The 14,869-nt window shown below is 69.0% G+C and carries 11 protein-coding genes and 1 tRNA gene; 6 read left to right on the top strand and 6 right to left on the bottom strand.

All coding sequences use genetic code 11. The features are described 5' to 3' along the window. The first annotated feature begins 134 nt into the window (after window positions 1-134). Both PQI07_RS21020 and PQI07_RS21015 read left to right on the top strand, forming a co-directional pair. Complete coding sequence (locus tag PQI07_RS21020; protein WP_053608526.1) at window positions 135-1,130, top strand: glycosyltransferase family protein; 996 nt, start codon at window positions 135-137, stop codon at window positions 1,128-1,130. A gap of 32 nt (window positions 1,131-1,162) precedes the next feature. After that, a complete protein-coding gene (locus PQI07_RS21015; RefSeq protein ID WP_274927324.1) occupies window positions 1,163-4,363 on the top strand; it encodes a glycosyltransferase family protein in 3,201 nt (1,066 codons plus the stop codon). 388 nt (window positions 4,364-4,751) lie between these two features. Here PQI07_RS21015 and PQI07_RS21010 read toward each other — a convergent pair whose 3' ends face one another. The 6 genes from PQI07_RS21010 to PQI07_RS20985 form a co-directional block, all read right to left on the bottom strand. After that, window positions 4,752-5,009 (bottom strand): hypothetical protein, encoded by a 258-nt coding sequence (locus PQI07_RS21010; RefSeq protein WP_274927323.1) that lies wholly within the window; start codon window positions 5,007-5,009, stop codon window positions 4,752-4,754. A gap of 2 nt (window positions 5,010-5,011) precedes the next feature. After that, the gene (locus PQI07_RS21005) at window positions 5,012-5,308 is read right to left on the bottom strand and encodes a hypothetical protein (protein ID WP_274927322.1); all 297 of its coding nucleotides are present in this window, start codon (window positions 5,306-5,308) and stop codon (window positions 5,012-5,014) included. 61 nt (window positions 5,309-5,369) lie between these two features. Then, window positions 5,370-5,444: transfer RNA gene (locus tag PQI07_RS21000), tRNA-Gln, on the bottom strand. Between the two features lie 82 nt (window positions 5,445-5,526). After that, window positions 5,527-7,104, bottom strand: a complete 1,578-nt coding sequence (locus PQI07_RS20995) for an aldehyde dehydrogenase (NADP(+)) (RefSeq protein WP_274927321.1) — start codon at window positions 7,102-7,104, stop codon at window positions 5,527-5,529. Between the two features lie 61 nt (window positions 7,105-7,165). Next, the gene (locus tag PQI07_RS20990) at window positions 7,166-8,836 is read right to left on the bottom strand and encodes a thiamine pyrophosphate-binding protein (protein WP_043346231.1); all 1,671 of its coding nucleotides are present in this window, start codon (window positions 8,834-8,836) and stop codon (window positions 7,166-7,168) included. A gap of 129 nt (window positions 8,837-8,965) precedes the next feature. Next, the gene (locus tag PQI07_RS20985) at window positions 8,966-9,667 is read right to left on the bottom strand and encodes a GntR family transcriptional regulator (RefSeq protein WP_274927320.1); all 702 of its coding nucleotides are present in this window, start codon (window positions 9,665-9,667) and stop codon (window positions 8,966-8,968) included. Between the two features lie 192 nt (window positions 9,668-9,859). Here PQI07_RS20985 and PQI07_RS20980 point away from each other — a divergent pair, with 192 nt between their 5' ends. From PQI07_RS20980 to PQI07_RS20965, 4 genes are all read left to right on the top strand, one after another. Further along, window positions 9,860-10,579: a ribonuclease activity regulator RraA gene (locus PQI07_RS20980; protein ID WP_043384349.1), complete on the top strand. Its 720-nt coding sequence runs from the start codon at window positions 9,860-9,862 to the stop codon at window positions 10,577-10,579. An 81-nt stretch (window positions 10,580-10,660) separates the two neighbouring features. Continuing rightward, the gene (locus tag PQI07_RS20975; RefSeq protein WP_051044628.1) at window positions 10,661-12,019 is read left to right on the top strand and encodes an MFS transporter; all 1,359 of its coding nucleotides are present in this window, start codon (window positions 10,661-10,663) and stop codon (window positions 12,017-12,019) included. Window positions 12,020-12,035: 16 nt separating this feature from the next. Then, window positions 12,036-13,766, top strand: coding sequence for an L-arabinonate dehydratase (gene araD / locus PQI07_RS20970; protein ID WP_111473927.1), 1,731 nt, complete (start codon window positions 12,036-12,038; stop codon window positions 13,764-13,766). A 51-nt stretch (window positions 13,767-13,817) separates the two neighbouring features. Beyond that, on the top strand, window positions 13,818-14,822 hold the full coding sequence (locus PQI07_RS20965; RefSeq protein ID WP_236952936.1) for an SMP-30/gluconolactonase/LRE family protein: 1,005 nt from the start codon (window positions 13,818-13,820) through the stop codon (window positions 14,820-14,822). The last annotated feature ends 47 nt before the right edge of the window (window positions 14,823-14,869 follow it).

Raw genomic sequence — 14,869 nt, 5'->3', positions numbered from 1 at the left:
GTTCCAAATTTTCCCTGCCGCACTTTGGTTGAGTGGAATCTAAGTCCGAAATGGACATGTGACGGTTTCGTGTCTACTTATAATAAGCGTTAAGCTACAAGCAAAACCGGCCTGTCCCGTCGAGGTCAATAGGGATGAATTTCGTCAGCGCCATCTCGTTGGCCGGCCCGCACGTGCTGGTGACGAGCACCTTCCCTGATACGCTCAACAGAAATCCTGGAATCCGAAGCGACCTCGCGGAGGGCTTTGCCGAACTCCTCGGCGTCGAGCGAGTCGTCCAATCGCCACTGGAACTGGCGGTATCCGTGATCAGAGCGTCCCGCCCGGATGTGGTGGTGGCGGTCGGAAGTCTCGTGCCTGATCTGTCGGACCTGCGTGAACTTCGCAGGGCCGCGGATGCTGTCGGTGCGGTCCTCATATTCTGGCTGACGGACGACCCGTACGAATTCGACTATGCCTTCAAGGCCGACCTCTACGCCGACATCGTCGTGAGCAACGATTCCTGGGCGGCACAGCACTATCGGCACCCCGACATCCATCACCTCCCTCTGGCCGCAGCCCCCAACCGCCATTTCAGGCCCATTTGCCCGGTGGCAGAGCGGGAGACGGTCATGTTCTTCTGCGGCGTCGCCTATCCGAACCGCATCGCCCTGATGCGTCGGATCGACGACTTCCTATCCCGCCACGTCGTCGAGATCCTGGGTGCCGGATGGCCGGACACACTCCGTTGCGCGGTGAATCGCCGACTGACACCCGCGCAGATGGCGGACTATGCCGCCGCGGCCCGGCTGACGCTCAACATCGGCCGAGACCTCGACGTGGCCAATCGCCGATTGTCGCTCCCGCAGGCGACGCCGGGACCGCGGACCTTCGAAGTCGCCCTGTCGGGCTCCACGCAGGCCTTCTTCGTCACGGGCCTGGAGATCTGCGAGCATTTCGAGCCGGACACGGAGATTCTGCTGGTTGATGGCGCAGGCGACATCGCGCGTGCCGTCGAGCGGTCGCTCGATGAGCCCGAGGCGATTGAGGCGATTGCGCGTCGGGCGCAGGCGCGCGCGCTCCGCGAGCACACATACCGGCATCGCGCGGCGCGTCTGCTCGATCTCAGCCGCCTGACGGTTCCGGCCTGAGCCCGTCGCCGCGTACACAGACGAACCTGAACATGTCCGACCTGTCGATCCTGTTGCTCGATACTGAGCCGCGGACGCATAATCGCTATCTCGTGCTTGCCATCGCAGACGCGCTCCGCCGTCATCCTGCCGTTAGACGCGTCCATGTCGCCGGACATGCGGACGCTTTGATCACCTTCGCCGAGCAGGGGTTCGACACGCTGGTCGCTTTTGGGGGCGCCCGAGCGCATGCGCACATCGTCGGCCGGCTCGCAGGCCTCGCCCGAACCAGCGTGCTCTGGACCACAGAAGACCCGTACGAGCTTGAGGCGAACGTGCGCGGCGCGAAGACTTTCGATCTTGTCTTCACCAATGACCGGGCCAGCGTCCCGGCCTATGGCGGGCGCGCACGACACCTCCCGCTGGCCGCCTCGTCGATCTTTCACGATCTGGCAGTGCTCGATGACGACACGCGCTACCGCTACGACCTCCTTTTCATCGGAACGGCGTGGCCGAACCGGGTCGCAACGCTGAACGCACTCTCGGCGAGACTGCCGCGGGACGTGAAATTCAAACTGGCCCTGCCGTGGAACGAGCACATCGGACAGCCCGCACTCGAGGATGAGACCCTCGTCACCGACTGGCGGTGCGGGAATCGCGACTTCGCTCTGCTGGCCAACCGCAGCCGGGTCGTGCTGACCCTGCCGCGAAGCTTCTCATCCGCGCGCGCCGATCAGGCGACCGGCTCAACGCCGCCGCCGCGGCTATTCGAGACAGCCCTCGCTGGCGGCTATCAGGTCGTGGTTTCGCCCGAACCGGAGACAGCCGAATATTATGCGCCCGGCTCTGAGATTGCACTCTGCAGCGACGAAGCTGCGGCCATCGAGGCGATTGAGGCGGCCCTGACTTCGCCTGAGCGCCGCATCGAACGCGCGCGTGCCGCTCAGGCGCGGACCCAGGCCGAGCACCTTTATGATCACCGTGTCGCGACCATCCTGGATGCCGTAGTGGAAGACCGGCGAACGCAGGCGCTACGGCCCCTCCACGGGACGACGCCCGTCCGCACGGTCCTGATGCTCACCCACAACCGAATGGGATATCGCCCCGGCGGCGGTGTCGAAGTCTACCAGGAACTGCTGACCGAACTCGGGGAGCCCTATCGGATCCTGTTCCTGTTTCCCGTGGTCGACGATGGATGCTGGTCGCTGCGGCTCGAAGGCCCCGGGATCGCGGAATCGTACGCCTGCGGCGCCGTCACGCCACCGCTCTCGACGGATCCGTTCGTCGAGGGATTGTTCCAGCGAATCCTGTTCGAGCATCAGATCGACCTCGTCCACATCCATCACCTGATGCATGTCCCGCTGTCGCTGCCTCTCATCGCGCGGGCCTGCGGCGTTCCCACCGTCTACCACCTGCACGATCATTTCCTGATCTGCGAGCGCTGGCTGCTTCTCGATCATGCTGGCCGCTTCTGCGACGTGGTCAACCGTGGCGCGGATCAGTGCGACGCCTGCCTGGTGGCGGCAAACAACTACCCGCCCGGCTCAAAGGCCCGGCGCGACGGCATGATGACCTTGGTGACCGAGGCAATCGATGCCTTCGTCACGAGTACCCCCGAGACGGCGCGCTACCTCCAGCGCTTCTTCCCCGGCCTCCCCGCGGAGCGGCTCCACGAGATCGCAATGGTGGCACCGAGTGCCCCTGTCCCAAGCGTGGGGTCCGGTCTGAAGCGAAAGCGCGACACCGATCGGCTGACCGTAGCGATCCTGGGCAATTTCGCGGCCCACAAAGGCGGCCTGCAGGCGATCAACCTGATCCGGAGTTGTGAGGCTTATCCGATCCACTTCAAGGTGATCGGCAGGATCGAGGACCAGTACCGCGATTTGATCGCGACCTTCCGGCCGGATCAGGTCAGCGTCACGGGTTCCTACGAGCAGCATGCCATCGGAGGTCTGATGGCCGGGTGCGATGTCTCGTTGCATCTCTCGACGTGGCCGGAAACGTTCGTGATCGCGCTGACCGAGGCGTGGCAGGCCGGCCTCGTCCCGATCGTCACCGATATCGGTGCCTTGGCCGAGCGCGTTCAGGATGGCGTCGACGGGTACAAGGTGTCGCCAGACGATCCCGGCTCCGTCCGCAACCGCCTCATCGGGCTCCACTACGATCGTGCCCGCTTGGCCCGGATGCAGGCAGCCATCGCACAGAAGTCCTTCCCCTCCGTGGACGACCATCTCGAAACGGTCCGCGCGCTCTATGATCGCCTGATCGCGGCACGGCCCGTTCGCCACAACAGGATTCCCAGCCACTTGCGGAACGGGTTCGACCTGCGGCTTGAGAGCCTCGGCTTCCGAACGAACGCGCCGTCGTGGACCAGCGCCGCGATCCAGTGGGACGAGGCGGCCCACCCCGCGGCCACGCCGCTCGCTGCCGTCGCGAGCACGCACGTTCGGCCGATGCCGGACCTGCCCGATGCGTTCCGCCGTCTGCCTCTCAGGCCGATCAGACGCAGCGAATGCGGCTGGAGCCTCGACGTGATGCGCGCCGACGATCGCCTGAACAGAAGTCTGGATCTCTCGCCGGTGGCGCAAGGGTCCATTTTCCTGCGCGGATGGTTGCACATCTCCGGACCCGCGCCCAAGGCGCTCTACCTGCGGCTGACGGGAAGATGCGGAACATCGTGGGTCACCCTGCAGAGCGATCTCCGGCCGGACGTCGCCAAATGGTACGGAGAACCGGCCGCCGCGACATCCGGTTTCACCGGACAGATCGAGGTGGCGGGAATAGCATTCGGGCACTACGCGCTCGCCCTTATCCAAGTCGCCGATCATCAATTGCGGGTCTTGGATGACATCGCATCGGTATTCATCGCGCCCGACACAGAGGCTCTGGCGCGCTTTGTTCCTGAACCCCGCAAGATCCTCAATGGGCCGCCGCAGAGCATCACGCTGCGCCACAGCCTACCGGAAGATATGGATGCGACGACGATTTCGCCCGGTCAGCTCTGGGCTGCGGAGGTGGAGTTTTCGGACGCGTCTCCCAGACTTCCGAAGGAGTTATTCGCCGTCCTTCGGTCATCAGCCGGCGAAGCATGGCGCGCGCCGGTTCTCAGGATCGATAAGCGGACCGTGCGCATCGTCGCGTCTATTCCCAACATCGATCCAAGTACCTGCACCGTTCTGCTCGCTGAGCCGCACAGCAGGAATCTACGGATACTCGCGACCTTGTTCCAAACTCGGATCGCTGCTCCCTCGTGATGGGGCCCGCGACGCGACACAACGCGTCGTTTTCGAAAGCAGGTCCGTTTGAAGCCTACCATTTCTGCGAGGTCGCGCTGACACGACTGGACGGCCCTGACTGTCCGATCGAACCATACTGACGGGCCTTGTCCAAGATCATCTGCCATACGCGTGAACGACACACGTCCGGATAGATCTCGGCGGCCCAGGGCCTGTCGTGGCGCTGGACAGCTTGATTGTCTGTTCTGGAGAATATGCCAAAGCGGCCTGATTGGCTGGATCGGGCGCAACACTGCCAGTGTCGCGGCGGACCGTACGTCCGCTTCCGGGGTCCGCGCGTGAACGGTCGCGTTGGGTCGAACGCAGCCACGCGACGCAAAAGCCGATCAGGTCAGTCCCCAGACTGTTAGAACGTGCGGGTGGATGTTCTGACGTGGCCTGGCGCCTCGAGGTGCAGGGGCCTTCTGGATGGGCCTGGCTGTAGCGAAGTGCTGTCCTCGACCCGTCCGCGGCTGGCGGCGGAGCGCCACAACTCCGAATCCGACAAGGTGAGGTCGCCAATCTGCCGGCGTTCCAGTTCGTCGCCGATCGGCGCGAGGACCGCGCCGGCGGCCCGGAGTGCATCGACCGCCTCCCTGATCGGGCGGGCGTCGTTGTGAATCATCCCTAGTCCGGGAAGCCCCTGATCAGGGCGGTCATCACCATCGTGCGGCGCAAGCCGGGAGTGGTTGCCTTGTCCGCGCGCAGTGTCTTTGCCTGCGGGTGAGTCTCGATTGCCTTGGCCATATCGACGGTGTGACCCGACTTGAAGGCGAACGGCTTCGCGGTCTCGTCCTTAAGGTCGGCTTCGGTGGCCTGCTTGATCTCCTCGTCCGTCACCTCGGACTTACGGCACAGGTCACCGGCGCCGGGAATCGCTCTGCCAGTCGGGTTTGTGCCGACCCTTGTGCGCCGGAAAAACACCTTCTGTTTCGGGGGGGCGGTTATGTCCCGGTCCCGAAGGTGCTGTTTTGCTTGGAAAAATTGGCTGGGGCGCCAGGATTCGAACCTGGGAATGGCGGTACCAAAAACCGCTGCCTTACCACTTGGCGACGCCCCAAGGTGAGCGGAGGCTGTCTAGACGCCGCGCCCGCCCCTGGCAAGCGGTGGATCGCGGCCGTCTGGCCCCCGCCCGCAGCGGCTTACCGGCGCTCGGGGACGCCGTCGATCCGGCGGGGCAGGCCCAGCGGATTGGCGGCCTGAAGCGCTGGCGGCAACAGCGCGTCGGGAACGTCCTGGTAGCTCACCGGCCTCAGGAACCGGTCGATGGCGAGGCTGCCCACCGAAGTCGTGCGCCCGTCCGAGGTCGCCGGATAGGGGCCGCCATGCACCATCGCGTGCGCCACCTCGACCCCTGTCCCGAAGCCGTTGACCAGGATGCGGCCGACGCGGCGCTCCAGGAGCGGCAGCAGGTCCCGCGCCGCCGCGTGATCCTCCGGCGCGAGGTGCAGCGCCGCCGTGAGCTGGCCTTCCAGATGCTCCAGCACCGCCCGCATCGCCGCGAGATCCGCGCAGCGCACCACGAGGCCCGAGGCCCCGAACATCTCCTCCTGCAGCGCGGGATCCGCCAGGAACACGTCCGAGTCCGTGGCGAACAGGCTGGCCCGGCCCTGGGTCACCCCGCCCTCCGCACCCTCGGCGATGCGGGTGACGGCGGCGTGCCCGGCCACCCGCGCGACGGCCTCCCGGTAGGCGCGCTGGATGCCGGGCGTCAGCATGGTCGCGGCGGGGCTGTCGCGCAGGGCCGCGCCGGCCGCTTCCAGGAAGGCGTCGAGGCCCGGGCCGGGCAGCGCCAGGATCAGGCCCGGATTGGTGCAGAACTGTCCGGCACCCAGCGTCAGCGACGCCGCGAAGGCTTGGCCGATCTCGGCGCCCCGCGCGGCCAGCGCGCCCGGGAACAGCAGCACCGGATTGATGCTGCTCATCTCGGCATAGACCGGGATCGGCACCGGGCGTGCGGCCGCGATCGCCATCAGGGCCGTGCCGCCCCGACGGGAGCCCGTGAAGCCCACGGCGGCGATCCGGGGATCGGCCACCAGCCCCTGCCCGATCGACTGGCCGGCATCGAACAGCAGCGAGAAGGTCCCCTCGGGCAGGCCGCAGGACGCCACCGCCTTCTGGATGGCGCGGCCGACCAGTTCCGAGGTGCCGGGATGGGCCGGGTGCGCCTTGATCACCACCGGGCAGCCCGCCGCCAGGGCCGAGGCGGTGTCGCCGCCCGCCACCGAGAAGGCGAGCGGAAAGTTCGAGGCGCCGAACACCGCCACCGGGCCGACGGCGATCCGGCGCAGGCGCAGGTCCGGCCGGGGCAGCGGCTTGCGGTCCGGCAGGGCCGGATCGATCCGCACTGCGACGGAACTGCCCTCGCGGACCACGCCGGCGAACAGGCGCAGCTGGCCCACCGTCCGGGCGCGCTCGCCCTCGATCCGCGGCCGGGGCAACCCCGTCTCTTCCATGCAGCGGGTGACGAGGGCGTCGCCGGTCTCCAGGATGTTGGCGGCGATCGCCTCCAGAAAGCCGGCCCGCGTCTCCGGATCGGTCTCCCGGTAGGTGTCGAAGGCGGCCTCCGCCAGGGCGCAGGCCCGGTCGAGATCGCCGAGGCTCGCGCCGGGGAAATCCGGCTCCAGGGATTCGCCGGTGGCCGCCGCGACGGCCCGGACGGCCGCCTCGGTGCCGCGCCGTGCCTCGGCGCCGATCAGGTTCTCGCCGCGCAGGGTCATGAGCTGCTCCTCTTCGTAGGGGTGCGGGCGGGCCGCACCGGGACGGACGCGTGACGGGCGGTCAGCCCCGCTGCGCCGCCAGGGCCTTCTCGCGGATGGCCGCGAGGGTCATGGTCGGGGTGAGCGCCTCGGGATCGACGCGGCAATGGATCATCGCCGGCAGGCCGGAGGCGAGGCTGCGCTCGAAGGCGGGCGCGAAGTCCGCGGTGCATTCCACGCGCTCGCCATGGCCGCCGCAGGCGCGGGCGAGCGCCGCGAAGTCTGGGTTGCGCAGCTCGGTCGCCGAGACGCGGCCGGGATATTCGCGTTCCTGGTGCATCCGGATCGTGCCGTACATGCCGTTGTCGAGCACGACCACCACGACGGCGATCCCGTACTGCACGGCGGTGGCGAATTCCTGCACGGTCATCATCACGTCGCCGTCGCCCGCGAGCGCCACGACGATCCGCTCCGGGCGGCTGCGCTTCGCCATCACGGCGGCGGGCAGGCCGTAGCCCATGGAACCCGAGGTCGGCGCGAGCTGCGTGCCGAAGGCGCGGAACCGGTAGTAGCGGTGGACCCAGGTGGCGAAATTGCCGGCGCCGTTGCAGATCACCGCGTCCCGCGGCAGCCGCTCCCGCAGCCACGTGATCGCTTCCCCGTACTGGAACGCGCCGGGTTTCGGCTCCGGCGTCTCGGACCACGCGCGGTAGGCGGCATGGGCCTCGGCGGCGCGACCGCTCCCGGTCGGCGTGAAATCCGGCAGGGCGGCGCAGAAGGTCTCGGGCGCCGCCTCGATCGCCAGCACCGGCTGATAGACCCGCCCGAGCTCCGCCGCGTCGGCATGGACGTGGACCAGGGGCAACCCGGGATTGGGGATGCCGAGGAGGCCGTAGGATTGCGCCGGCATCTCGGACAGGCGTCCGCCCACCATCAGCAGCAGGTCGGCCTCCCGGATCCGGGCCAGCAGCGCCGGGTTCGGCCCGATCCCGAGCTCGCCCGCGAAGTTCGGATGGTCGGCGGGAAAGAGCTGCGCCCGCCGGAACGAGACCGCCACCGGCAGGTCGTGGCGCGCGGCCCAGGCGGCCAGGGTGGCGACGGCGCCCTGCGTCCAGCGGGAGCCGCCGAGCAGCACCATCGGCCGCTGCGCCTCCGCCAGCATCGCCCGCAGACGCTCCACATCGTCCCCGGACGGGGCCGGGGCGGCCGGGACGACGCGCGGCGCGTCGGACACCGCCACGACGTCGTCGAGCATGTCTTCCGGCAGGGCCACCACGACGGGACCGGGACGGCCCTGCATCGCCACCCGGAACGCCCGGGCGAGGATCTCCGGAATGCGCGCCGCGTCGTCGATCTCCACCGTCCATTTGGCGAGCCCGCCGAACATCTGCCGGTAATCGACCTCCTGGAAGGCCTCGCGGTCCCGCATCCGCCGGGCGATCTGGCCGACGAACAGGATCATCGGCGTCGAATCCTGGCGGGCGATGTGCACGCCCGCGGAGGCGTTGGTGGCGCCCGGCCCCCGGGTGACGAAGCAGATGCCGGGGCGGCCGGTGAGCTTGCCCGCGGCCTCGGCCATGATCGCCGCGCCGCCCTCCTGCCGGCAGACCAGCACGTCGATGCCGCTGTCGCGCAGGGCGTCGAGCACCGCGAGGTAGCTCTCCCCGGGGACGCAGGTCACGCGCTCGACGCTCTGGGCGCGGAGCTGGTCGACGAGCACCTGCGCGCCGGTGCGTGGGGGCAATCCGCTCAAGCCGTTCCTCCCTGGCCCTCGGGCCGCATCCGGGGCGTTCCGCCGGGATCGGCCACCGTTCCGCCCGCCGCTGGGATGCCGCTGATATCCCAGTTTCAGGATAGGGGCGGGTTCGGGGCGGTCAACCTGTCAGACCAGGGGCCGCCGGTCGAGGGCCCGGCGGGTCATCCGGTCGAGAAAGTCGAACAGCGTTCCGATCCCGGCCAGGGCCGCCGCTTCGTCCCGCGCCGCGATGCCGGACAGGATCGCCCCGTGGATCTTGGCGCAATCCAGGAAGCTGGCGGTGGGCTCGTAGGTGTACCAGAACCGACGGGACTGGGCGTGGAGCGCCGCCATGGTGCCGGTGAGCGTCGCGTTGTAGGCCGCGCCGACGAGGGCCTCGTGCAGGCCGCGCTTGGTCCGGAAATAGGCCTCCCGATCGCGGGCCTCGGCGGCGCTGCGCAATCCGGCTGCCCGGTCCAGCAAGTGTGCCATGTCCTCCGCCGTGCCGCGCGCGATGACGCAGCGGGCCACGGTCTCGTCGAGGGGCCGCCGCACCTCCAGCAATTCGAGATGCTTGATGACGTCCACCTGGGTGACGAGAACGCCGCGCCGCGGATGGACCTCCACGAACCCGATCGCCTTGAGCCGCGCCAGAGCCTCGCGGACCGGCGTCCGGCCGAGGCCCAGCTCCGCGCCGAGTTCACCCTCCGAGACCATGGCGCCCGGAGCGAGACGGCGGCTGATGATCATCTGCTCGATGGCGTCATAGGCGGTCTCGGCGAGGGAGCGCGGCCTGCGCCCATCCTCCGGCGGCGCCTGTCCGCCGCCCGCAAATCCCAATCCGGCCAAGGGCTTCCCCGTCGATGTCGGATCCTGTCTGTCGCAACCCGCGCCGGTTGACAATGGCGCCGCGCACCGTGCTACTCAAGGCTTGGGATATCAGTCCGCGTTCAGCGCGGGCGGGAGCCAAGGCCGGCGCAAGCGACATGTGATTGTCACCGTTCGCGGGTGCCGAGACCGAGGCCCAGGGAGGAGGAGCGGATGTCCGGGATGTCCCCTGAGACGCGCGCCAAGCTGAAGACCGTCAGCACGGCGACGCTGATGACCGCCCTCTACAAGCGCGGCTTCCGCAACCAGATGATCCAGGGCGTGCTGCCCCTGAAGGCCGGCGGCCCGACGATGGTCGGCGAGGCCTACACCCTGCGCTACATCCCGGCCCGGGAGGACCTGAACCCCATCACGGTGTTCCGGGACCGCGCGCATCCGCAGCGCAAGGCCGTGGAGGAGTGCCCGCCCGGCGCCGTGATGGTGATCGACAGCCGCAAGGACGCCCGGGCGGCCTCCGCCGGCTCGATCCTGGCCACCCGGCTGATGGTGCGCGGCTGCGCCGGGCTCGTCACCGACGGCGGATTTCGCGATGCCGACGAGATCGCCCGGCTGGAGATGCCGAGCTATCACGCGCGCCCGTCGGCGCCGACGAACCTCACCCTCCATCAGGCGATCGACATCAACGTGCCGATCGGCTGCGGCGACGCGCCCGTCTTCCCCGGGGACGTGATCGTCGGCGACGGCGACGGGGTGGCGGTGATCCCGGCCCATCTCGCCGACGCCGTCGCCGACGAGGCCGTCGAGATGACCGCCTACGAGGACTTCGTCACCGAGGAGGTTCGCAAGGGCCGCACAATCCTCGGCCTCTACCCTGCCACCGACGAACAGAGCCTCGCCGATTTCGCCGCCTGGCGGAAGCGGACCGGCCGCTGAGCGTGCCGGACCGGCCCGCTCCAGCCCGGCCCGCGATCGGCAACGGGCCGGAACGCGTCGGATTCGACTCGGGGGGACGCCATGGCGGCGGGGTTGCGCGGGGGCGCTGCGGCGCCGGAGATCGAGCGGCGGACGGTCGCCAAGGTGTCGTGGCGACTCCTGCCGCTGATCGTCCTGATCTACTTCGTCGCCTACATGGACCGGACGAATGTGGGCTTCGCCGCGTTCGGCCTGAAGCGGGACTTCGGGTTCTCCGCCACGCTCTACGGCTGGGCTGCCGGCATCTTCTTCCTCGGTTACGTCCTCTTCGAGATTCCGAGCAACGTCCTTCTGGAGCGCGCCGGGGCGCGGCTCTGGATCGCCCGGATCATGGTCACCTGGGGACTGGTGGCGGGCAGCATGGTCCTCATCACCGGCCCGGTGAGCTTTCTGGCCCTGCGTTTCCTGCTGGGCGTGGCCGAGGCCGGCTTCTTCCCCGGCGTGATCCTCTACTTCACCTTCTGGTTCCCGAAGCGGTACCGGGCCCGCGTGGTCGCCGCCCTGTTCCTGGCGGTGCCGGGCTCGAATGCCCTCACGGCGGTGATCTCGGGGGCGCTGCTCCAGCTCGACGGCGTGCTGGGCCTGCACGGCTGGCAGTGGCTGTTCCTCCTGGAGGCCGCGCCCTCGATCCTGCTGGCCTGCGCGGTTCTGGCGCTGATGACGGACCGGCCCGAACAGGCGGCTTGGCTCGCGGCCGAGGAGCGGTGCTGGCTGAGGGACGAACTCGCGGCGGAGCGTGCGGGCACGCTCAGGGCTCACGGGCATCTCACCCTCAAACAGGCCCTCACCGACCGGCGGGTGCTCGCCCTCGGGGCGATCTACTTCACCATCGGCACCGCCACCTACGGCATCACCTTCTTCATGCCGCCGATCCTGAAGAGCCTGCATCTCACCGACTGGGAGACGGGGGTCGCCACGGCGGTACCCTACGTCGTGGGGACCCTGGGCATGGTCGCCTGGAGCTGGTCGTCGGACCGGCGCAACGAGCGGCGCTGGCACTTCGTGATCGCCGCGCTGGTCGCCGCCCTCGGCCTCGTCGCCTCCGGCCCCCTGCTCGGCAGCCTCTGGGCGCTGACGGCGATGTCGGTGGCGACGATCGGGCTCTACGGCAGCAAGCCCGCCTTCTGGGCGATGCCGGGGGAGTTCCTGTCCGGGCCCGCGGCGGCCGGGGGGATCGCCCTGATCAACGCGATCGGCAATCTCGGCGGCTTCGTCGGTCCCTACGTCCTGGGCTGGCTCAAGGATTACACCGGCAGCTACGAGGCGGGACTTTATTTCCTGGCCGCTTGCGCGCTCGCCTCGGCGGCGATCACGGTCGTCTCTGTCCGGTCAGGCCGGGTGGAGGCGGACCCGCGCGATGGGACCGGCGGCGCGTTCCGCCCCGCCGGCCCGAGCCCCTGAGACCGGAGACAGAGCGATGACCGCGCGCAAGAAGGACCTGGGCGACCTGCGCAGCCAGCGCTGGTTCGGCGCCACCGACCTGCGCAGCTTCGGCCATCGCTCGCGCATGCTACAGATGGGCTATGAGCGGGCGGATTTCAGCAACAAGCCCATCGTCGGCATCATCAACACCTGGAGCGACATCAATCCCTGCCACCTGCATTTCCGCGAGCGCGTGGAGCAGGTGAAGCGCGGCGTCTGGCAGGCGGGGGGCTTCCCGATCGAATTGCCGGCGCTGTCGCTGTCCGAGAATTTCGTCAAGCCGACCACGATGCTCTACCGCAACCTCCTGGCCATGGAGGTGGAGGAGCTGCTGCGCCAGCACCCGGTGGACGGGGCGGTGCTGATGGGCGGCTGCGACAAGACCACGCCCGGCACCGTGATGGGCGGCATCTCCATGAACCTGCCGATGATCTTCCTCCCGGCGGGGCCGATGATGCGCGGGCATTTCGGGGGCAAGATCCTCGGTTCCGGCTCGGATGTCTGGAAGTACTGGGCCGAGAAGGAGGCCGGCACCATCACCACGCAGGAGTGGAACGACATGGAGGCGGGCATCGCCCGCTCCGCCGGCACCTGCATGACCATGGGCACCGCCTCGACCATGACGGCGATCACCGAGGCGCTGGGCCTGTCCCTGCCGGGCGCGGCCTCGATCCCGGCGGCCGACGCCGACCATCCCCGCATGGCGAGCGCCTGCGGCCGGCGCATCGTGGACATGATCTGGGAGGACCTGAAGCCCTCCGACATCCTCGACCGGCGCTCCATCGACAACGCGCTCGTCGTCCACAACGCGCTGGCCGGCTCCACCAACGCGATGATCCACCTCGTCGCCATGGCGGGCCGGGCCGGCATCCCGGTCAAGCTCACCGCGTTCGACGAGGTCGCCCAGAAAGTCCCGGTGATCGCCAACCTCCGGCCCTCGGGGCAGTGGCTGATGGAGGATTTCCACATCGCGGGCGGAATCCGGGCGCTGATGGCGCGGCTCTCCCCCCTCCTCCACCTCGACGCTCGCTCGGTCACCGGCGGCACGATCGGCGACGGGCTCGCCGGCGCGAAGGTCTTCAACGACGACGTGATCCGCCCCCTCGACAAGCCCATCGTGTCGATGGGCGGGACCGCGATCCTCTACGGCAACCTCGCGCCGGACGGCTGCGTGATCAAGCCGCCCGCCGCCGACCCGCGGCTCCTGCAGCATACCGGCCCCGCGCTGGTCTTCGACAGCTACGACGCGATGAGCGCGGCGGTGAACGACCTCGACCTCGACGTCACCCCCGACCACGTCATGATCCTGCGCAATGCCGGCCCGATCGGCGGGCCCGGCATGCCGGAATGGGGCATGCTGCCGATCCCCAAGGTCCTGCTCCGCCAGGGCGTGCGCGACATGGTCCGCATCTCGGACGCGCGGATGAGCGGGACGAGCTACGGCGCCTGCATCCTGCACGTGGCGCCGGAATCGGCCGCGGGCGGCCCGCTCGCCGCCGTGCGCGACGGCGACCTGATCAGCGTGGACGTGGCCGCCCGCCGGATCCACCTGCACCTGGACGATGCCGAGATTGCCGCGCGGGTGAAGGCCTTCGTGCCGCCCGACCGGGCCTATCCCCGGGGCTACAACCGCCTGTTCGCCCAGCACGTGCGGCAGGCCCACGAGGGCTGCGACTTCGACTTTCTGGAGGGCGCCGGGGGGATCCCGGAACCCGAGATTCACTGACCGGCCCGAGCCGTCGGCAACAGGCGGCGGGCCCGATCACAGGGAGGACACATGGTGATGATCGCACGCAGGGGCCTGCTCGCCGGAGCGGCCCTGCTCGGCGCCGCGCGGGCGGCCGGGGCCGGCTGGGAGCCGTCGCAGCGGGTGCCGGACCCGGCCGTCGAGATCCTCGATCCGGCCTTCGCCAAGTACCGCCTCGCCTCGGCGACGGTGGAGCGGGTCGCCACGGGCTTCCGCTGGGCCGAGGGGCCGGTCTGGTTCGGCGACCGGGGCGCGCTGCTGTTCAGCGACGTGGTCAACGACCGGATCATGAAGTGGGAGGAGGCGTCGGGTTCGCTCTCGGAATTCCGCAGGCCGTCGAACTACGCCAACGGCAACACCCGCGACCGGCAGGGGCGGCTGATCACCTGCCAGCACAGGACCCGCAGCGTCACCCGGACCGAGCATGACGGGACCATCACCACGCTGATGGACCGGTTCGACGGCAAGCCGCTGAATTCGCCCAACGACGTGGTCTGCCATGCCGACGGCGCGGTCTGGTTCACCGATCCCGCCTTCGGGCCGAACCCCCACGAGGCGATGGCGGCCCCGGAATTGCCGGGCAACGTCTACCGGATCGATCCGGCGACCGGGCAGGCCAGCGTCGTGGTCGAGGGTGTGGCCGGGCCGAACGGCCTGTGCTTCGCGCCGGACGGAACGAAGCTGTACCTGATCGAGGCCCGGGCCAAGCCCAACCGCCTGATCCGCGTCTACGACGTGGTCGAGAACGGCACGAAGACCGCCAACGGCCGCGTGTTCTACGACGCCGGCACCGGCACGCCGGACGGCTTCCGCGCCGATGTCGACGGCAATCTCTGGTGCGGCTGGGGGATGAGCGAGGCCGAGGACGGGGTCATCGTGCTCTCACCGCAGGGCAAGCTGATCGGCCGGATTCGCCTGCCCGAGCGCTGCGCCAACCTGTGCTTCGGCGGCCTGAACCGCAACCTGCTGCTGATGACGGCGACGCACTCGGTCTACGCGCTCTACGTGAATACCCGGGGCGCTGGGACCTGCTGAGGCCGCATCATACGGCGAACCGCTCCGCGATGACTTGCGGGGCGGAT

It is taken from the genome of Methylobacterium sp. 092160098-2 (assembly GCF_028920805.1).
GTDB lineage: Bacteria > Pseudomonadota > Alphaproteobacteria > Rhizobiales > Beijerinckiaceae > Methylobacterium > Methylobacterium fujisawaense.
The sequence above is the reverse complement of the archived record's forward strand: the minus strand, read 5'-3'. Positions and strand labels throughout refer to the sequence as shown.